17 protein-coding genes are annotated in these 18450 nt (G+C 63.1%); 11 read left to right on the top strand and 6 right to left on the bottom strand.

Annotated features, from left to right (window positions below; translation table 11 throughout):
* Positions 1-4: 4 nt before the first annotated feature.
* The 4 genes from livG to AC1IN8_RS19885 form a co-directional block, all read right to left on the bottom strand.
* On the bottom strand, positions 5-790 hold the full coding sequence (gene livG, locus AC1IN8_RS19900) for a high-affinity branched-chain amino acid ABC transporter ATP-binding protein LivG (RefSeq protein ID WP_139438547.1): 786 nt from the start codon (positions 788-790) through the stop codon (positions 5-7).
* Positions 787-2055 (bottom strand): high-affinity branched-chain amino acid ABC transporter permease LivM, encoded by a 1269-nt coding sequence (locus AC1IN8_RS19895; protein WP_139438550.1) that lies wholly within the window; start codon positions 2053-2055, stop codon positions 787-789. The genes livG and AC1IN8_RS19895 overlap by 4 nt, the downstream gene beginning before the upstream one ends.
* The gene (livH, locus tag AC1IN8_RS19890) at positions 2052-2978 is read right to left on the bottom strand and encodes a high-affinity branched-chain amino acid ABC transporter permease LivH (RefSeq protein WP_025328816.1); all 927 of its coding nucleotides are present in this window, start codon (positions 2976-2978) and stop codon (positions 2052-2054) included. Before livH ends, AC1IN8_RS19895 begins: the two co-directional genes overlap by 4 nt.
* Positions 2979-3044: 66 nt before the next feature.
* Positions 3045-4166: a branched-chain amino acid ABC transporter substrate-binding protein gene (locus AC1IN8_RS19885; protein WP_162519276.1), complete on the bottom strand. Its 1122-nt coding sequence runs from the start codon at positions 4164-4166 to the stop codon at positions 3045-3047.
* Between the two features lie 435 nt (positions 4167-4601).
* Between AC1IN8_RS19885 and AC1IN8_RS19880 the strand changes: the two genes are divergently transcribed.
* Positions 4602-5606: a substrate-binding domain-containing protein gene (locus AC1IN8_RS19880; RefSeq protein WP_025328814.1), complete on the top strand. Its 1005-nt coding sequence runs from the start codon at positions 4602-4604 to the stop codon at positions 5604-5606.
* Between the two features lie 76 nt (positions 5607-5682).
* On the opposite strand, the gene norR is transcribed toward AC1IN8_RS19880, so the two are convergent.
* Complete coding sequence (norR, locus tag AC1IN8_RS19875; RefSeq protein ID WP_479760308.1) at positions 5683-7206, bottom strand: nitric oxide reductase transcriptional regulator NorR; 1524 nt, start codon at positions 7204-7206, stop codon at positions 5683-5685.
* A 170-nt stretch (positions 7207-7376) separates the two neighbouring features.
* Between norR and norV the strand changes: the two genes are divergently transcribed.
* From norV to AC1IN8_RS19825, 10 genes are all read left to right on the top strand, one after another.
* The gene (gene norV / locus AC1IN8_RS19870) at positions 7377-8858 is read left to right on the top strand and encodes an anaerobic nitric oxide reductase flavorubredoxin (RefSeq protein ID WP_479760306.1); all 1482 of its coding nucleotides are present in this window, start codon (positions 7377-7379) and stop codon (positions 8856-8858) included.
* The gene (norW, locus tag AC1IN8_RS19865) at positions 8855-10021 is read left to right on the top strand and encodes an NADH:flavorubredoxin reductase NorW (RefSeq protein ID WP_479760305.1); all 1167 of its coding nucleotides are present in this window, start codon (positions 8855-8857) and stop codon (positions 10019-10021) included. Before norV ends, norW begins: the two co-directional genes overlap by 4 nt.
* A gap of 51 nt (positions 10022-10072) precedes the next feature.
* Positions 10073-10414 (top strand): TehB family protein, encoded by a 342-nt coding sequence (locus AC1IN8_RS19860; RefSeq protein WP_479760303.1) that lies wholly within the window; start codon positions 10073-10075, stop codon positions 10412-10414.
* 123 nt (positions 10415-10537) lie between these two features.
* The gene (locus AC1IN8_RS19855; RefSeq protein ID WP_479760302.1) at positions 10538-11755 is read left to right on the top strand and encodes a 4Fe-4S binding protein; all 1218 of its coding nucleotides are present in this window, start codon (positions 10538-10540) and stop codon (positions 11753-11755) included.
* Between the two features lie 171 nt (positions 11756-11926).
* The gene (gene tnaC, locus AC1IN8_RS19850; protein ID WP_069652909.1) at positions 11927-12010 is read left to right on the top strand and encodes a tryptophanase leader peptide; all 84 of its coding nucleotides are present in this window, start codon (positions 11927-11929) and stop codon (positions 12008-12010) included.
* Between the two features lie 202 nt (positions 12011-12212).
* Positions 12213-13679 carry a tryptophanase gene (tnaA, locus tag AC1IN8_RS19845; RefSeq protein ID WP_479760300.1) on the top strand — a complete coding sequence of 489 codons (1467 nt, stop codon included), beginning with the start codon at positions 12213-12215 and terminating at the stop codon, positions 13677-13679.
* Between the two features lie 69 nt (positions 13680-13748).
* Positions 13749-14963: an aromatic amino acid transporter gene (locus AC1IN8_RS19840; RefSeq protein WP_479760298.1), complete on the top strand. Its 1215-nt coding sequence runs from the start codon at positions 13749-13751 to the stop codon at positions 14961-14963.
* Between the two features lie 237 nt (positions 14964-15200).
* Positions 15201-16418 (top strand): aromatic amino acid transporter, encoded by a 1218-nt coding sequence (locus tag AC1IN8_RS19835; protein WP_139438601.1) that lies wholly within the window; start codon positions 15201-15203, stop codon positions 16416-16418.
* A 161-nt stretch (positions 16419-16579) separates the two neighbouring features.
* Entirely contained in the window at positions 16580-16960 is a 381-nt protein-coding gene (locus AC1IN8_RS19830) for a hypothetical protein (protein WP_429110259.1), read from the top strand.
* A 24-nt stretch (positions 16961-16984) separates the two neighbouring features.
* Entirely contained in the window at positions 16985-17665 is a 681-nt protein-coding gene (locus tag AC1IN8_RS19825) for an ArsR/SmtB family transcription factor (protein WP_479760296.1), read from the top strand.
* A 170-nt stretch (positions 17666-17835) separates the two neighbouring features.
* Here AC1IN8_RS19825 and AC1IN8_RS19820 read toward each other — a convergent pair whose 3' ends face one another.
* Positions 17836-18063: a hypothetical protein gene (locus AC1IN8_RS19820; protein WP_479760295.1), complete on the bottom strand. Its 228-nt coding sequence runs from the start codon at positions 18061-18063 to the stop codon at positions 17836-17838.
* Positions 18064-18450 lie beyond the last annotated feature (387 nt).

Here is an 18450-nt window from a genome sequence, read left to right as displayed (position 1 = left end):
TTCCTTACGACTCGCCCAGATAGGCCTTGATCACGGCCGGATTGCTGCGGATCTCATCCGGCTTGCCGTGGGCCAGCGGGGTACCCTGGTTCACCACGAAGATGCGGTTGGAGATCTCCATCACCAGCTTCATGTCGTGCTCGATCAGCAGCACCGACACCCCAAACTCGTCCCTCAGGTTGGAGATGAGGTCGTTGAGCTCGTCGGTCTCGTGCGGGTTGAGGCCGGCGGCCGGCTCATCCAGCATCAGCAGCTCGGGCCGGGTCGCCATGCAGCGGGCGATTTCGAGGCGACGCTGCTGGCCATAGGCCAGGTTGCCGGCGGGGCGGTTGGCGAGATCCTTGAGGCCCACCTTCTCCAGCCAGAAGGCGGACTGCTCCAGCCCCTCTTTCTCGGCACGGCGGAAGGCCGGGGTCTTGAACAGGCCGGCGATGAAGCCGGTGTTCAGGTGTCTGTGCTGGGCCACCAGCAGGTTCTCCACCGCCGTCATCTCCTTGAACAGCCGCACGTGCTGGAAGGTGCGCACTATCCCCTTGCGGGCGATGAGGTGGCCGGGCAGCCCCTGGATCTCCTCGCCACGGTAGCGGATGGTGCCGCCGGTCGGGCGGTAGAAACCGGTCAGGCAGTTGAAGATGGTGGTCTTGCCCGCCCCGTTGGGGCCTATGATGGAGATCACCTCTCCCTTGTCCACGTCCAGCTTGACGCCGTTGACCGCCAGCAAGCCGCCGAAGCGCATCGACAGATCGGAGACGTCGAGCAATTTGTTGTTGGTATCGTTCAGCTTGCTCATTTGCGCAGCTCCATATGGGGTCGGCTCATGGGCAGCAGTCCCTGCGGCCGCCAGATCATCATGAACACCATCAAGAGGCCGAACATCAGCATGCGGTACTCGTTGAACTCACGGGCCAGCTCCGGCAGCACCGTCATCACGATGGCTGCCAGCACCACCCCGATCTGGGAGCCCATGCCGCCCAGCACCACGATGGCGAGGACGATGGCCGACTCGATGAAGACGAAGGACTCCGGGCTGATGAAGCCCTGGCGCGAGGCGAAGAAGCTGCCGGCGAAGCCCGCGAAGCAGGCGCCTATGGTGAAGGCGGTCAGCTTGATGATGGTGGGGTTGAGCCCCAGGGATTTGCAGGCGATCTCGTCTTCCCGCAGCGCTTCCCAGGCACGGCCCAGCGGCATCCGCAGCAGGCGGTTGATGACGAACAGGGTCGCCACCACCAGCACCAGGGCCATCAGGTAGAGGAAGATCACCTTGTGGTTGGCGTTGTAGGCGATGCCGAAGAAGTCGTGGAAGGTGCCAAAGCCTCCGTCCTTGACGGTGCGGTTGAACTCCAGGCCGCCCAGGGTCGGCTTGGGAATGCCGGAGATCCCGTTCGGGCCGCCGGTGAGGGTGGTCATGTTGTTGAGCAGGATGCGGATGATCTCGCCAAAGCCCAGGGTGACTATGGCCAGATAGTCCCCCCTCAGCCGCAACACAGGGAAGCCGAGCAGGAAGCCGAAGGTGGCCGCCATCAGGCCGGCGATGGGCAGGCACTCCCAGAAGCTCAGGCCGAAGTAGGTGTTGAGCAGGGCGTAGCTGTAGGCGCCGACCGCGTAGAAGCCGACGTAACCGAGATCCAGCAGGCCGGCGAGGCCCACCACCACGTTCAGCCCCAGCCCCAGCATGATGTAGATCAGCGCCAGGGTGGCGAGATCGATGGCACCGCGCGAGGCCATGAAGGGCCAGCTGACCGCAAACAGCAGCACCAGGATGGCGGTGAGGTTATAGAGCTTGGGCGCCTCCTCCGGGCTCGGCAGCACCAGCTTGGTGAAGCCGACGGAGAAGCCGCTGATGGAGGCCTGGAACAGGCGACTGATCTGGCCGCGCAGCATCTGGAACCAGAAGACGATGGTGGCGCCCCCCAGCAGCCAGGCCAGGGAGACATCGAGGCGGCTCACCACCAGCAGGCTGGAGCCATCGGTCTCCAGCTTGAAGCCGAGCAGCCAGAAGGAGAGCACCAGCAGCATCAGGCTGGCGATGCAGGCATGGATAAATTGTTTTTTCATACCTTCTCGACCTCCGGACGACCCAGGATGCCGGTGGGCATAAAGAGGAGCACGAAGATGAGCAGGGCGAAGGCCATCACATCCTTGTATTCGGTGCTGAGGTAACCGGCGGTGAGCGCCTCGACCACGCCGAGCAGCAGGCCGCCGATCACGGCACCCGGAATGCTGCCGATGCCGCCCAATACCGCTGCCGTAAACGCCTTGAGACCGGCCATGAAGCCGAGGTAGGGGTTGATGACGCCGTAATACATGCCGAGCAGCACGCCTGCGATGGCGGCCAGGGCGGCCCCCAGCACGAAGGTGATGGAGATGACCACATGGGTGTCTATGCCCAGCAGGTTGGCCATCTTGATGTCTTCCGAACAGGCGCGACAGGCGCGGCCCATGCGGGAACGGTTGATGAACTGGGTCAGCGCCAGCATGGTGATGAAGGTCACCACGAAGATGATGAGCTGCATGTAGGAGAGGCTGGCCTGGAAGCCGTCCTCACCGCCCAGGGTCCAGCCCCCGGAGATCAGGGTGGGCATGGCGATGTCGCGCGAGCCCTGTGCCATCCGCATCATGTTCTGCAAGAAGATCGACATGCCGATGGCGGAGATGAGGGGGATGAGGCGATTGCCGCCCCGCAGCGGGCGATAGGCGACCCGCTCTATGGTCCAGCCATAGCTGCCGGTGATGAGGATACTGATCAGAAAGGCGCCGCCCAGCAGCAGCACTGTGCTGTCGATGCCCATCATCATGAGCCCCGCCATCACCATGAAGGCGACATAGGAGCCGATCATGTAGACCTCGCCGTGGGCGAAGTTGATCATGCCTATGATGCCGTAGACCATGGTGTAGCCGATGGCGATCAACGCATAGGTGCTGCCTATGGTCAATCCGTTCAGCAACTGCTGAACCAGATAAAGAAGGTGTTCGGACATACTGCGTTCCCTGTACTTGCCCGCAAAGAAAGGAGGGGGTGACGCTTGTCACCCCCGACCGGCAGATTATTTGACTTGGCTGGAGGTACCGTCGGCGTGCCACTGGAAGACACCGAACTCGAAGCCTTTGAGGTCACCGTTCGGTGCCCAGCTCAGGGGGCCCATGACGGTGTCGATCGGTGCGGCCTTCATGGCGGCAGCCACGGCAGCGGGATCATCCTCGCCCGCCTTGGCGATACCGGCTGCCAGAGCCTGCATGGCCGCGTAGGTGGTCCAGACGAAGGGACCGGAAGAGTCCTGACCCTTGGCCTTGAACGCTTCTACGATGGAGGCGTTGGCAGGCAGCAGATCGTACTTGTTCGGCAGGGTGACCAGCAGGCCTTCGGAGGCCGGGCCGCCGATGGCGGAGATGTCCTTGTTACCCACACCTTCCGGACCCATGAACTTGGCCTTCAGGCCCTTCTCGCCAGCCTGGCGCAGGATCAGGCCCAGCTCCGGGTGGTAGCCGCCGTAGTAGACGAAGTCCACGTTCTCTTTCTGCAGCTTGGCGATCAGGGCGGAGAAGTCCTTGTCCCCGGCGGTGATGCCTTCAAAGGCCACTACCTTGACGCCCGCCTTGTCCAGGGCAGCCTTGACGCTGGAGGCGATGCCTTCACCGTACTGCTTCTTGTCGTGGATGACGGCCACGCGCTGGGGTTTGACCTGCTCGATGATGTACTTGGCGGCGGTCGGGCCCTGGTCGCTGTCCAGGCCTATGGTACGCATGGTCAGCTGGTAGCCACGCTCGGTGATCTTGGGGTTGGTGGAGGCCGGGGTCACCATCAGCACCCCTTCATCTTCATAGATGTCGGAGGCGGGCAGGGTGTTGTCTGAGCAGAGGTGGCCGACCACGAACTTGACGCCGTCGTTGATCACCTTGTTGGCGATGGCCACGGCCTGCTTGGGATCGCAGGCGTCGTCATAGATGACGGCTTCGATCTGCTTGCCCTTGATGCCGCCCGCCTTGTTGATCTGCTCGACCGCCATCTTGCCGCCGGTGAACTGCATGTCACCGTACTGGGCGACCGGGCCGGTCAGGGGGCCGGCGATGCCGATCTTGATGGTATCGGCCGCATTGGCCATGGAGACTGATCCAAACAGAGCCAAAGAAACCGCTGCCCTGACTGCCATTTTGCTCAAGTTATTCATTGATTCGTCCCTTAATCAGTGGATTGTTTCATTTTCCGTGTGTCATTCCGAGCCTGTGTCCCGCCAGCCCGGCAATAGATAAGGTTCTATCATTCCTCACCGTGCAATAACAAGATGTTAAAGATACTAACCGGAACGGGTTGGGTAGGGCTTTTATGAAACAAATGCCCTGCTTAAAATTATATTTTGGAGTTTAATATCGCGGATGTCGATTAACATACTGACAACAAATTGTCACGGTGACAATTTTCAGAGTAAAAAACTGACGATATTTCATTCTGCGTCCGCTCTCATTTTGACCAAATTCCGTTTGCGCAAAAAGAAATGACCGCCTAGATTAGCCAAGATTGACAATTCGCTGGCAGCTCTCGTTAAAACCAAGCCTTTATTCGGGAAATCTGCTACTGTTCCGCCTTTGTTATTCAGGAGACAGAGATGGCCACTATCAAGGATGTCGCCTCCAGGGCAGGCGTATCCATCTCCACCGTCTCACATGTACTCAATCACACCCGTCGGGTCAGCGAAGATGCAACCCAGAAAGTGCTTGAGGCGGTGGCAGAACTCAACTACGCGCCCAATTCGGTAGCGCGCAGCCTCAAGATCAACTCGACCAAGACCATCGGCATGCTGGTCACCACCAGTGCCAACCCCTTCTTCGCGGAAGTGGTGCAAGGGGTGGAAGCCTACTGCTTCGAACAGGGTTACAGCCTGATCCTGTGCAACACCGAGAACCAGCCCCCCCGTCAGCAGCACTATCTGCGCATGCTGATGGAGAAGCGGGTCGACGGCTTGCTGGTGCTGGGGACCGACATCGACACCCCGCTGCGGGACATGCTGCGGATCCACAAGAACGTGCCTCAGGTGGTACTGGACTGGGGAACCGAGTGCGACTTTGCCAACGTGATCAACGACAACGCCCGCATAGGTGCGCGCCTGGCCGTGCGTCATCTGCTGGAGCAGGGTCACACCGAGATCGTCTGCATCACGGGCCAGATCGACAAGCCGACCACCCAGCAGCGGCTGGACGGGGTGCGTGACGCCCTGGGCGAGCATGGCCTGACCCTGAAGGACGAGCAGATCTTCGAAGGGGATTACGAGAGCCAGAGCGGCTACGACGCCATGCAGCGGATCCTGGCCCTGACGCCGCGGCCGACCGCTGTCTTCGCCTTCGACGATCCCATGGCGATCGGCGCCATTTGCGCCGCCTGGGAAGCCGGGGTCAAGGTGCCGGACGACATCTCCATGATCGGCTATGACGACATCGAGATGGCGCGCTTCTCCAGCCCGCCGCTCACCACCATCCGTCACCCCAAGGCCGAGCTGGGCCTGCTGGCGGTGCAGCAGCTGGTGAGCCGGATCCGCAACAAGGAGCTGGAAGTCGAGTCGATGACGGTCCAGCCGGAGCTGATCGTTCGCCGCTCGGTCAAATCCCTGCGCTGACCGCCTGGCCTCGGGCACCACGAAAAACCCCCTCCCTCGCGAGGGGGTTTTTGTTTTTGGGGCTCGGCGCCGCCCCTCAGGGCTTGAGGCCGAGCCGCCTGGCGAGCCGGTGCAGGTTGCCGCCGTCCAGCTCAAGCGCCCTGGCGGTGGCGGCCCAGTTGCCGTCATGGGCCGCCAGGGTCTGCTCTATCAGCTGGAGCTGGAAGGCGTCGGTGGCGGCGCGCAGGCCGAGGCCGGTGGCGATGGGCGGGGCAGGGGTGGCCGTGCTGGCGGCAGGCGGCGGCGAGACCGCCGCCCCCAGATTGAAGTGGTGAGCGTCCAGGGCCGGGGACTGACTGCCCTGCTCGGCCCGCGCCAGCACGGCGGCTCTGTGGATGGCGTGCTCGAGTTCCCGCACGTTGCCCGGCCAGTCGTGACCCTCGAGCAGTGCCAGCGCCCCGGGCAGGATGCGCAGCCGCTCCAGCCCCAGGCTGACCCGGCAGCGTTCGCAAAAATAACCGGCCAGCAGGGGAATGTCGCCGGGGCGTTCCCGCAGCGCCGGGGCCTGGATCGGGAAGACGCTCAAACGGTGGTAGAGATCGGCCCGGAACTGCCCCTCGACCACAGCCTGCTTCAGATCCCGGTTGGTGGCGGCCAGGATGCGCACATTGACCTTGAGCGGGGTGTCGTCGCCGATGCGCTGCAGATCGCCGTATTGCAGCACCCGCAGCAGCTTGGCCTGCAGCGCCAGCGACAGCTCGCCGATCTCGTCGAGAAACAATGTGCCCTTGTCCGCCAGTTCGAACTTGCCCGCCCGGTTGTGGATGGCGCCGGTGAAGGCCCCCTTCACGTGGCCGAACAGCTCGCTCTCGGCCACCGATTCCGGCAGGGCGGCGCAGTTGAGGTAGACCAGGGGGGCGCTGGCGCGGGGTGAACCCTGATGCACCGCCTTGGCGATCAGCTCCTTGCCCACCCCCGTCTCCCCCAGGATCAGCACGTTCAGCTCCGAGCTGGCGACCACTTCTATCTCGTGGCGCAGGCGGGCCATGGCGGGGGAGCGGCCTATCATCTCCGGCTGGCCCTCGGCATGGGGGACTGAGGCGAGCGGCTCGCTGCTCTGGCGGGCGAGCCGCTCCAGCAGCAGGGCGTTGCTGAGGGCGGCGGCGGCCAGGGCTCCCACCAGCCGCAGCTCCTCGTCGCTGATGCCGTCGAACTGGGTCGGGTTCATGCCGTCTATGGTCAGGGCGCCGATCAGGGTCTGATCCGAGAAGAGCGGCAGGCCGACGCAGGCGTGCACCTTGAAGTCGTCGTGATCCGGGATCAGGCCGTCATAGGGGTCGGGCAGGGCGCTGTCGGCGGGGAAGCGCACCACGTCGCCGGCCCGGGCTATGGCCTCCATGCGCGGGTGATCCCGCAAGGCGAAGCGGCGGCCCAGCACGTCCTGCATCAGGCCGTCGATGGCGAGCGGGATGAACTGGCCCCCCTCGAAGCGCAGCAGGGCCGAGGCGTCCGAGTGCAGCAGGCTGCGCACGCTCTGGATCAGGCGGTGGAATCTGTCCTGATGGGAGATGCCGAGTTGCAGGTCGAGGGCGATGCGCGCCAGGCTGTCGGTCGAGATCACGATGATTGTCCAAATGACAGTATGTTTGTGATTTTGACTATATGTCGTGATTGTCTTAATGACAATGACTGGGGTTTGTATCCAATAAAAACAATGAGTTATAAGTTGGTATGCCTGCTGCAATAGCGAGTTCAGTCGAACATCCACTATTGCATTCGAGGAACTGCCTGATGAGCATTCACGTCAAGAACAACATCCACTGGGTCGGCCAACGGGACTGGGAGGTACGGGACTTCCACGGCACCGAGTACAAGACCCACAAGGGCACCAGCTACAACAGCTACCTCATTCGCGAAGGGAAGAACGTGCTGATCGATACCGTCGATCACAAGTTCAGCCGCGAGTTCGTGCAGAACCTGGCGGCCGAGATCGATCTCGCCGCCATCGACTATGTGGTGATCAACCACGCCGAGGAGGATCACGCCGGCGCCCTGACCGAGCTGATGGCCCGTATCCCCGGCACCCCCATCTACTGCACCCACAACGCCATCGACTCCATCACCGGCCACCATCATCACCCGGAGTGGAACTTCCACCCGGTCAAGACCGGTGACAGCCTGGACATAGGCAACGGCAAGCAGCTGGTCTTCATCGAGACCCCCATGCTGCACTGGCCCGACAGCATGATGACCTATATGACCGAGGATGCCGTGCTCTTCTCCAACGACGCCTTCGGCCAGCACTACTGCGACGAGCACCTGTTCAACGACGAGGTGGATCAGACCGAGCTGATGGAGCAGTGCCAGCGCTACTACGCCAACATCCTCACCCCCTTCAGCCCGCTGGTGACCGCCAAGATCAAGGAAGTGCTCGGCTTCAACCTGCCGGTGAGCATGGTGGCCACCTCTCACGGCATCGTCTGGCGTGAGGACCCCACCCAGATCATCCTGAAATACCTGGAGTGGGCCGACCACTATCAGGAAGACCGCATCACCCTCTTCTACGACTCCATGTCCAACAACACCCGCATGATGGCCGATGCCATCGCCCAGGGTATCCACGAGGTGGACCCGGGCGTGGCGGTGAAGATCTACAACGTGGCCCGCCATGACAAGAACGAGATCCTGACCCAGGTGTTCCGCTCCAAGGGGATACTGGTGGGCTCCTCCACCATGAACAACGTCATGATGCCCAAGGTGGCGGGCATGCTCGAAGAGATCACCGGCCTGCGTTTTCGCAACAAGCGCGCCTCGGCCTTCGGCAGCTACGGCTGGACCGGCGGTGCGGTGGACCGGATCCAGACCCGGTTGATGGATGCGGGCTTCGACATCAGCCTCTCCCTCAAGGCCAAGTGGCGGCCGGATGGCTCGGCGCTGGCCGAATGCCGCGAACATGGCCGCCGGCTCGCCCGTCAGTGGGCGCTGCATCCGCTGGACGCGCCCCGCCCGATCACCACAACCCAGACAGCCGTGACGCCAGCATTCGTGCCAGCCAAGGCCCCGCAAGCCACAGCGGCTGCCGCCGAATGGGACGACGATCAGGCCATGCTCTGTGTCGTCTGCCAGTGGGTCTATGACCCGGCCCAGGGGGAGCCGGATCAGGGGGTGGCGCCGGGCACTCCTTGGGCCCAGGTACCTGACAGCTTCCTCTGCCCCGGCTGCGGCATCGGCAAGGAGGTATTCGAACCCTGCGCCGTGGAGGCCTGTGTATGAACGCAGCAACCCTGAATGAGGCCGGCATCAGCCGGGAAATAGTGGTGATCGGCAGCGGCTTTGCCGCCCAGCAGCTGGTCAAGAGCCTGCGCAAGCTGGACGCCGATCAGCTCATCCGCCTCATCACGGCCGACAGCGGTGACGAGTACAACAAGCCGGACTTGAGCCATGTGGTGAGTAGGGGCTGCCCTGCCGCGGCCATGACCCGCCAGAGCGGCAGCGACTTTGCCGAGCAGCAGCGCATTGCACTGCTGCCCCATTGCCCCGTGCTTGGGATCGATCCTGGTCGGCGGCTGGTGCTGACCGCCCAGGGGGAATTCCCCTACGGTCAGCTTGTGCTGGCCACCGGTGCCAGCGCGGCGCGCCCCGAGCTGCCAGGCAGCGAGCATCTGGTCACCCTCAACAGCCAGCAGGAGTACGCCGCCGCCGAGGGGGCAATCCAGCAGGCCCGCCGCATCCTGGTGCTGGGGGCCGGCCTCATCGGCTGCGAGCTGGCGATGGACATGGCGAGCGATGGCCGCGAGGTCACCCTGCTGGATCTGGCCGATAGCCCGCTCAGCGCCCTGCTGCCCGCCACCCTGACCCAGCCGCTGCAACAGGCCCTGCGCAGTCAGGGGATCAGCCTGCAATTCGGGCTGGGTATCGCCAGGATAGACGCCCAGCCCGGCGACGGCTGGCGCGTCACCCTGACCGACGGCCGCACCAGCGAGCAGGATCTGGTGATCGCCGCGATCGGCCTGCGGCCGAATCTGGCCCTGGCCCGTGGGGCCGGGCTGGCAGTGGAGCGCGGCATCCTGGTCGACGATCGGCTGCAGACCAGCGACCCTCATATCTTCGCGCTGGGGGATTGCGTGCAGTGGCGGGGTCAGCTGCTCCCCTTCCTGCAACCAATCGTGCTGGGGGCCACTGCGCTGGCGCGCACCCTGCTCGGCACGCCGACCCCGCTGACCCTGCCGCCCATGCTGGTGAAGGTGAAGACGCCGCGCTACCCGCTGCAACTGGCGGGCCGTACCAAGGGCGAGGATCTCGCCTGGCAGTGCCGCTGGAACAGCCACGGCATGGTGGCCGAGGCGCACGGCGAGGATGGCGAGCTGTGCGGTTTCGTGGTGGGTGGGGATCAGATGAGCGCCGCCTTCCCGCTGCTGCGTCAGCTGCCCCGTTAACCCCTTTCATTGCACCGGCCGGGTCGACCCGGCCACTCGAGGAGAACCGATATGGCCATGCAACCGATACCGTCTCACTGGGTAGTGCGCCGCTCCACCCCCTTCTTTACTCGCGCCAACGTGCCCGCAGCCCTGCTCAGCCACCACAACACCGCGGCCGGGGTGTTCGGCCAGCTCTGTGTGATGGAGGGGACCGTCACCTATCACGGCTTTGCCAACGAACAGGCCGAGGAGCCTGAGGTGAGCCTGGTGATCCGGGCCGGGGAGTTTGCCACCAGCCCACCCCAGTACTGGCACAGGGTCGAGCTGTCGGAGGATGCCCGCTTCAACATCCATTTCTGGGCCGAGCAGGCAGAATCCGACCAGCCGTTGTTCAACAGCCGCAGGGCATAAGGTTCAACCATGGGGAGGGGCATTGGGCGCAAATGTCCCCCTCTGCCCATGCAGATCAAAATAATCAACTCAGATGTTCGTTATCCTGCCCCCTTATCCGCATGAGTGCTATGAGGGAGATACATGAGCCTGATCGAAGCCGTGACCATGGCCGCCGGCCTGGCCTATCTGGTGCTGCTGGCGTGGCAGGCGCGCACCGGTTGGCAGTGGCGCCTCGCCCTCGGCCTGCTGGGTCTGATCTGGCTGGTGGTGGCAGACAGCCTGCTCTGGCTCGGCATGGGGCTGGTGGTCGCCGCGCTTGCCCTCTGGCACCAGCGGCGGCCGCTGCCCGCCCTCGAGGCGCTCGACGGCCAGTGGCTGCGGGGACGCACACGCCAGCTGCTGTTGCTCTGCTGGGGGCTGGTGACGGTGCAATACGGCCTGCACATCTGGCAGCTGGGGCAGGAGATAAGCCCCTGGCTGGTGCGTCCTGATGTGGTGGACGGCTTCCTGCCCATCGCAGGCGGCCTCGGGCTGCGGGCCTGGCTCGGGCAGGGGCTGGTGGATCCGCACCATCCGGCGGCCACCGTCACCGTGCTGGTGCTCTCCCTGTCTGCCCTGCTGCTGGGGCGGGCGTTCTGTGCCTGGTTCTGCCCCCTCGGGCTGGTGGGTGAGTGGCTGCACGGCCTGCGCAGCCGATGGATAGTGGGGGAGTGGACGCCGCCCCGCTGGCTCGATGTCGTGTTGCGCGGCCAGAAGTTTCTGGTGCTCGGCTTCTTGCTCTTCATCATCTTGCTGGCGGTGCCCGCCGCCGCCCTGCCCGGCTACTTCACCAGCCCCTACCATCAGGCGGCGGACATGAAGATGGGGGCCTTCTTCTTCAACCTGACCCTGATCTCCGGCCTCTGCCTTGGCTGGGTGCTGCTGCTCACCGCCACCTTCCGGCAGGGGTTCTGCCGCTACCTCTGCCCCTATGGCGCCTGGCTGGCCCTGCTCGGCCTGCTGACCCCACTGCGCATTCGCCGTGACTCGGCCCGTTGCCTGCGAAGTGCGGGCCACGACTGCGACAAGTGCAGCCGGGCCTGCCCGTCCCGCATCCAGGTGCACCAGCTCATCGCGGTGCAGAGCCTGGAGTGCACCAGTTGTATGAGCTGCATCGCCGCCTGCCCCAAGCGGGCCGATGCATTGCACCTGGGCACGCAGGGGCGCCGAATTGCCCCCCGCCAGTTGCTGGGGCTGCTCTGTCTGTTGCTGCTGGTGTTGCCGCTGCTCTCTTACGGCCTGCTGGAGGTCTGGGTCAGCCAGACACCGCTGGCCGATCGCTACGAGTTGCTGCAACGGCTGCCCTGGTTGAGCCATTGAGTCGCCGTGTGCGTCGGGGTGGGACAGTGTCCACCCCGTTGCGACGACGACCTGTATAAATTTCCCCCGGCAAATTGTTAGCGCCATCCCACTTTGCTCATGTTGGAATTGATCATATGCAAGGGCCCACCATAATGGACCCTGTTAATTGGCGTTGTTAATTCCAACCAGATGAGCAACAACATGAATATCAAGGTCAGCTATCCCAAGTGGTTTACCCTGGACCATAAAATCGCGTTCTTCTTCCCGCTGTAATTCCCCGCGGCGGCGCGGCATGTCTGCCATGCCACTAGCTCGCCTCCATTCCTGAACTGAAATAGCTGCACCCGTCTTCACCTGTTTATTCCGGCGAGGCGATGTCGTGCACCCATTCTCAATATTTCCCACCTGCCGGATATTCTATTTTCGGCGGGGGAAGAGACACATTCTGAATATTTAAATCTGGGGTGTTTATATTATGGAAAACTTCAAGCATCTGCCCGAACCCTTCCGTATTCGTGTCATCGAGCCGGTCAAGCGCACCACCCGCGCCTACCGGGAGGAGGCCATCGTCCGCGCCGGCATGAACCCCTTCCTGCTGGACAGCGAAGATGTCTTCATCGATCTGCTGACCGACAGCGGCACCGGCGCCATCACCCAAGACATGCAGGCCGCCATGCTGCGCGGTGACGAGGCCTACAGCGGCAGCCGCAGCTACTATGCGCTGCAGCAGGCGGTGCAGGAGATCTTCGGCTACTCCCTGACCATCCCCACCCACCAGGGGCGCGGCGCCGAGCAGATCTACATCCCTGTGCTCATCAAGAAGCGGGAGCAGGAGAAGGGGCTGGATCGCAAGAAGATGGTGGCGCTCTCCAACTACTTCTTCGACACCACCCAGGGCCACACCCAGATCAACTGCTGCGTGGCGAAGAACGTCTACACCAGGGAGGCGTTCGATACCTCTGTCACCGCCGACTTCAAGGGCAACTTCGATCTGGTGAAGCTGGAGGAGGCCATCCTGGAGGCGGGCCCCGCCAACGTGCCCTACATCGTCAGCACCATCACCTGCAACTCCGCCGGGGGGCAGCCGGTCTCCATCGCCAACCTGAAGGCGGTCTACGAGATCGCCAAAAAGTACGACATCCCCGTCATCATGGACTCCGCCCGCTTCGCCGAGAACGCCTACTTCATTCAGCAACGGGAGCCCGGCTACGCGAACTGGTCCATCGAGGAGATCACCAAGGAGTCCTACAAGTACGCGGACGGCCTCGCCATGTCGGCGAAGAAGGATGCCATGGTGCAGATGGGGGGCCTGCTCTGCTTCAAGGACGACAGCATGCTGGACGTCTACACCGAGTGCCGCACCCTGTGCGTGGTGCAGGAGGGCTTCCCGACCTATGGCGGTCTGGAGGGGGGCGCCATGGAGCGGCTCGCGGTGGGGCTGCGGGACGGCATGCGCCAGGACTGGCTGGCCTATCGCATCGGCCAGGTGCAGTACCTGGTGGACGGTCTCGAGGCCATCGGCGTGGTGTGCCAGCAGGCGGGGGGCCATGCGGCCTTCGTGGATGCAGGCAAGCTGCTGCCCCACATCCCGGCGGATCAGTTCCCGGCCCACGCCCTGGCGTGCGAGCTCTACAAGGTGGCGGGCATCCGCGCGGTGGAGATTGGCTCATTGCTGCTGGGGCGGGATCCCGCTACCGGCAAGCAGCACCCCTGCCCGGCGGAGCTGCTGCGCCTGACCATACCGCGCGCCACCTATACCCAGACCCACATGGACTTTGTCATCGAGGCCTTCGGCGAGGTGAAGAAGAATGCCAGGAACGTGAAGGGTCTGGACTTCATCTATGAGCCGGCGGTGCTGCGCCACTTCACCGCCAGGTTGAAGGAGGTCGAGCCTCAGGGCCAGGTGGTCAGCAAGAAGAGTGAAAAATTAATAGAAGCATAACGAGTCAGGGGCACTTAATCAGGTGCCCCATTTTTTCACAGCTCTGTGAAATTTCGGGAGTGACAACACATGACATCGAAACCATCCGTGACGGGAGGGGCCTGCATCATTGCCAGCGTCTGTGTCGGCGCCGGCATGCTGGGGTTGCCGAGTGCGGGGGCGGGCGCCTGGACCAGCTGGTCCTCGCTCGCCATTATTCTCACCATGATCGTCATGACGGTCTCCGGCTGGATGTTGCTGGAAGCCTTCAAACCCTATGAATTGACCGCCTCCTTCAATTCGGTGACCAAGGATCTGCTCGGTCACAAGATCAATGTCTTCAACAACCTGACCGTCTATTTCGTGGGCGGCATCCTGCTCTATGCCTATATCACCTCCTCGGGTCTGATCCTGAGCGGCCTGCTCGGCATCAACAGCCAGCTGGCCTCCGTGCTGTTCGTGCTGGTCTTCTCCTGCTTCGTCTGGCATTCGACCCGGGCGGTGGATCGCATCTCTGTGGTGCTGATCGCCTTTATGGTGCTGAGCTTCGTGTTCGGGGTGTCGGGCCTTGCCGCCAACATAGACGCGACCATGCTGTTCCACTCCCTCACCGAGGAGCTGGGTCAGGCCCCCTATGCCCTGGCCATGCTGCCGGTGGCGCTCACCTCCTTCGGCTACCACCACTCGGTGGCGTCGATGCGGGCCTATTATGGCGAGGAGCAGAAGGCCAAGCAGGCGATCCTGGGGGGCACCCTGATCGCCCTGGCGCTCTACCTGCTGTGGCTGCTCAGCATCTTCGGCAACCTGCCTCGCAATGCCTTCGGCCCCATCATCGCCAAGGGGGGCGACGTCGATGTGCTGCTCGGCGCGCTGGCCTCGGTGATCGAGTCGAAGCGGGTATCCAACGCCATCAACCTCTTCTCCATGGCGGCCATCCTCTCCTCCTTCATCGGGGTGGGCCTGGGGGTGTTCGACTATCTGGCGGATCTGTTCAAGTTCGACAACAGCCGCCAGGGCCGCGCCAAGTCCTGGGGCGTCACCTTCCTGCCGCCCCTGCTGCTCTCCTTGCTGTTCCCGTTCGGCTTCGTGGTGGCCATCGGCTATGCCGGGGCGGCGGCGACCGTCTGGGCCTGCATCATCCCCGCCCTGCTGGCGAAGAAGTCCCGGGAGCTGGCGCCACAGGGGGGCGGCTTCAAGGCCCCCGGTGGTCAGCCCATGATACTGGCTGTCATCGTCTTCGGGGTGCTGACGGCCGTCTTCCACCTGATGGCCATGGCGGGCATGCTGCCCATCTATACCGGATGACCTCAACCTTCCGGCAAGCCGACATGGGGCGCCTGCGGGCGCCCCGTGTGGTATCTGGCGTCTGAACCGCCCCGAACAGATGGCAGCGGCCGGATATCCCCCCTGTTTCCCCCCATTTTCCCTCCGGATTTGATACCCGAAGGCATGCAGGGTAAAGTCCCCCGGCGCCAGCACTGGCGAACGCAGGAGAAGCACGGCGGCGCGCCGTGACCAGTCAACAATCCGTTTGGGGGAGTAATGGAACAGAAACCATCGTTGGTGGGCGGGGCATGCATCATTGCCGGCGTCTGTGTGGGAGCCGGTATGTTGGGACTGCCGAGTGCGGGCGCGGGTGCCTGGAGCCTCTGGTCCATGCTCGCGGTGGCGCTGACCATGGTGGTGATGACGGTTTCCGGCTGGATGCTGCTGGAATCCTATCGGGGTTATCCCCTGCGCGTCTCCTTCGATACCGTGACCCGGGATCTGCTGGGGGAGAAGGTCAACGCCCTCAACAATCTGAGCGTCTATTTCGTCGGCGGCATCCTGCTCTACGCCTACATCACCTCGGCCGGTCTCATCATAGACGGCATGACGGGGATGGGCAGCCAGCTGGGCTCCATCCTCTTTACCCTGCTCTTCTCCCTGCTGGTGTGGCACTCCACCCGGGCGGTGGACCGCATCTCAGTGCTGCTGGTGATCCTGATGGGGCTGAGCTTTGCCTTCGGCATCTCTGGCCTGTCGATGAACGTTCGCCTCGATCTGCTGCTCGACCGGGTCGGCAGCGAGACCCACTACGCCCCCTATGCCCTGGTGATGCTGCCGGTGGCGCTCACCTCCTTCGGCTATCACCACTCGGTGTCGTCCATGCGGGCCTACTACGGCGAGGAGCGCCGCGCCAGCCGCGCCATCATGGGGGGCACCGTCATCGCGCTGACCTTCTACCTCATCTGGCTGGTGAGCGTGTTCGGCAACCTGCCCCGCAGCGAGTTCGGCCCGGTGATCGAACAAGGGGGCAACGTGGATGCCCTGCTCAAGGCGCTCGGTTCGGTGATCGAATCCAGGGCGGTGGCCAATGCCCTCAACGCCTTCTCCATGGCGGCCATTCTCTCCTCATTCATCGGGGTGGGCCTGGGGGTGTTCGACTATCTGGCGGATCTGTTCAAGTTCGACAACAGCCGCGCCGGTCGCGCCAAGTCCTGGGGCGTTACCTTCCTGCCGCCCCTGGTGCTCTCCCTGCTGTTCCCGTTCGGCTTCCTGGTGGCCATCGGCTATGCGGGCGCCGTGGCCACCCTGTGGACCTGCATCATACCGCCGCTGCTGGCCTGGAAGGTGCGCAAGGCGGCGCCTGATGGCAGCGCGGGCTTCCGCGCTCCCGGCGGTATCCTGATGATAGGGCTGGTGATCCTGTTCGGGGTGCTGACCGCCGCCTTCCATCTGCTCAACATGGCGGGGCTGCTGCCTGTCTATACCGGCTGATCGGCATTCCTTGCGATCCGATGTAGAAAAAGCGGCGCCTTCGGGCGCCGTTTTGCCGTGGTCAGCATGGGCAGCTGAGGCCTGATACTTCGCCCGCCATCGAAGCATTGCCCGGGCAGTGCCATTACTCTGGAGTCTCTTGTCACCAAGGAGAGTCTGGGATGTACGATATTCACGTGATGCTGCCCGATAACCCGGGCACACTGGGACTGTTCGGGAGCTTGATGGGGCGGGCCGGTGTCAGTCTGGAAGGGGGCGGCATGTTCACCCTGGGGGGCGCAGGCCATGCCCACTTTCTGGTGGAGGATGGCGCCGCTGCGGCCCGGGCCGCCGAACAAGGGGGGCTGGAGGTGGTGGCGGTGCGCGAGGTGCTGGTGCGTCGCCTCAAACAGGAGGTGCCGGGGCAGCTGGGGGCCATCTGCAGCGCCCTGGGGAAGGCCTCGGTCAACATCATTACCCTGTACAGCGACCATGCCAACCAGCTGATCCTGGTCACCGACGACATCGACAAGGCCCGCAGGGTCACGGCAGAGTGGCAGTGACAGGGGCAAGCAGAGAGTAGTGAGATGAGCAAGCAGGAGACCCTGGAACAAGGTCTGGCGCAGGTGGCGGCCGCCATCGCCGATGGCAGCCGCGCCCGCATGCTGTGCGCCCTGATGGATGGGCGCGCCTGGACGGCCACCGAGCTGAGTCTGGTGGCCGAGGTGTCGGCGTCAACCGCCAGCAGTCACCTGGCCCGGCTCCAGCAGCAGGGGCTGACGGCCTGTGTCAGGCAGGGCAAGCATCGCTACTACCGCATCGCGAGCCATGACGTGGCGCTGGTGGTGGAGCAGCTGATGGGGCTGGTGGACATGGGCACTGGGGCGCTCAGGAGCAAGACCCCGGAGCGGCTGCGCTTTGCCCGTAGCTGTTATGACCATCTGGCGGGGGAGCTGGGGGTGAGGCTCCATGACGGCCTGATGAGCCAAGGCTGGCTGGAGGTGGAAGGCTATGGACTGACCCTGCAGGGAGAGCAGCATCTGGCTCAGCTTGGCATCGACTGCGTGGCGACCGGCAAGCGCCCCTTCGCCTGCCACTGTCTCGACTGGAGCGAGCGGCGCATGCATCTTGGCGGCCAGCTGGGTGCCCGCCTGCTCGGCCATATGCTGGACAAGGGGTGGCTGGTGCGTGAGCCGGATAGCCGTGAGCTGACCCTGACCCCCAAGGGGCAACGGCAGTTGCAACGGCAGCTCGGCGTCGTGCTGTGAGGAGTCATGGCCTTGCCGGGGAGGCAACGGCGAGGTGAGAGTCGGGATCTCGGCTGCAGCTTGATTGATAGCAGCTTTTCCATTGTCGCCGCAGGATAGAAAGCCCAGGCATGGTCATCATGCGGGGCTTTTGATTGTGGGCAGATATTGCTTCAGGCGTTCATGGTGGGTTATTCCACCGGGGTCAGACGGAAGCCTTTGCCTTGCATGCACAGGTTGATCAGCTCGGCCTGCTCTTCGTCTTCGATCTTGTTGAGTTTGACCTGATATTGGCACTCGGATAAGGCATCTGTTCTCTGGGCTTCAGAGGCACCCGCTTTCGTATATTCACTGCTGGGAGTGGAAGAGCAAGCGCTCAGTACCATAATGGCGCAAAGAAGGATAAGGTGACGTTTCATGAAAATACCCTTTGCAGTGATGCATATTGAAATGCAGCAAATATGTTGATCTATCAATTGGCCTGGCAGCTATTCCGGCCAATCCAATGGCAGATATTTCGCCATTATATAGACCCCTGACCTGAAGATATTAACCGGGGCTGAATGAAGACGCAGAAAGCAATATTCCCTTGCCATCCAATCCATCACCTCCAAGACAGAACCCCACCGAAAGACACAGGCAGATCGGTATCTTCTCCTCCCTGAATTGGGACACCCACCTGGCTGAACGCCCACCTGGCTGAACGGATGAACTGGGACATCCATCTAAGGGGAAATGGCTGATAACTTGAAAGCCCCGCTCATGTGCAGACTGATTCGAAGGTATTAAACGGTGGTGGTAGTGCT

The sequence above is a fragment of the Aeromonas sp. 130281 genome (assembly GCF_056642115.1).
Note: the sequence above shows the minus strand (reverse complement) of the source record. Positions and strands in the feature narration are given on the sequence as shown.

What these genes read in the sequence shown, in the direction of transcription:
- AC1IN8_RS19820 (WP_479760295.1), bottom strand. Translation starts at nt 18,063, where the DNA reads ATGAAACGTCACCTTATCCTTCTTTGCGCCATTATGGTACTGAGCGCT.
- AC1IN8_RS19855 (WP_479760302.1), top strand. Translation starts at nt 10,538, where the DNA reads ATGAGCCTGATCGAAGCCGTGACCATGGCCGCCGGCCTGGCCTATCTG.
- AC1IN8_RS19840 (WP_479760298.1), top strand. Translation starts at nt 13,749, where the DNA reads ATGACATCGAAACCATCCGTGACGGGAGGGGCCTGCATCATTGCCAGC.
- tnaA (WP_479760300.1), top strand. Translation starts at nt 12,213, where the DNA reads ATGGAAAACTTCAAGCATCTGCCCGAACCCTTCCGTATTCGTGTCATC.
- livG (WP_139438547.1), bottom strand. Translation starts at nt 790, where the DNA reads ATGAGCAAGCTGAACGATACCAACAACAAATTGCTCGACGTCTCCGAT.
- norV (WP_479760306.1), top strand. Translation starts at nt 7,377, where the DNA reads ATGAGCATTCACGTCAAGAACAACATCCACTGGGTCGGCCAACGGGAC.
- norW (WP_479760305.1), top strand. Translation starts at nt 8,855, where the DNA reads ATGAACGCAGCAACCCTGAATGAGGCCGGCATCAGCCGGGAAATAGTG.
- AC1IN8_RS19880 (WP_025328814.1), top strand. Translation starts at nt 4,602, where the DNA reads ATGGCCACTATCAAGGATGTCGCCTCCAGGGCAGGCGTATCCATCTCC.
- AC1IN8_RS19830 (WP_429110259.1), top strand. Translation starts at nt 16,580, where the DNA reads ATGTACGATATTCACGTGATGCTGCCCGATAACCCGGGCACACTGGGA.
- AC1IN8_RS19825 (WP_479760296.1), top strand. Translation starts at nt 16,985, where the DNA reads ATGAGCAAGCAGGAGACCCTGGAACAAGGTCTGGCGCAGGTGGCGGCC.
- AC1IN8_RS19860 (WP_479760303.1), top strand. Translation starts at nt 10,073, where the DNA reads ATGGCCATGCAACCGATACCGTCTCACTGGGTAGTGCGCCGCTCCACC.
- AC1IN8_RS19895 (WP_139438550.1), bottom strand. Translation starts at nt 2,055, where the DNA reads ATGAAAAAACAATTTATCCATGCCTGCATCGCCAGCCTGATGCTGCTG.
- AC1IN8_RS19885 (WP_162519276.1), bottom strand. Translation starts at nt 4,166, where the DNA reads ATGAATAACTTGAGCAAAATGGCAGTCAGGGCAGCGGTTTCTTTGGCT.
- AC1IN8_RS19835 (WP_139438601.1), top strand. Translation starts at nt 15,201, where the DNA reads ATGGAACAGAAACCATCGTTGGTGGGCGGGGCATGCATCATTGCCGGC.
- livH (WP_025328816.1), bottom strand. Translation starts at nt 2,978, where the DNA reads ATGTCCGAACACCTTCTTTATCTGGTTCAGCAGTTGCTGAACGGATTG.
- tnaC (WP_069652909.1), top strand. Translation starts at nt 11,927, where the DNA reads ATGAGCAACAACATGAATATCAAGGTCAGCTATCCCAAGTGGTTTACC.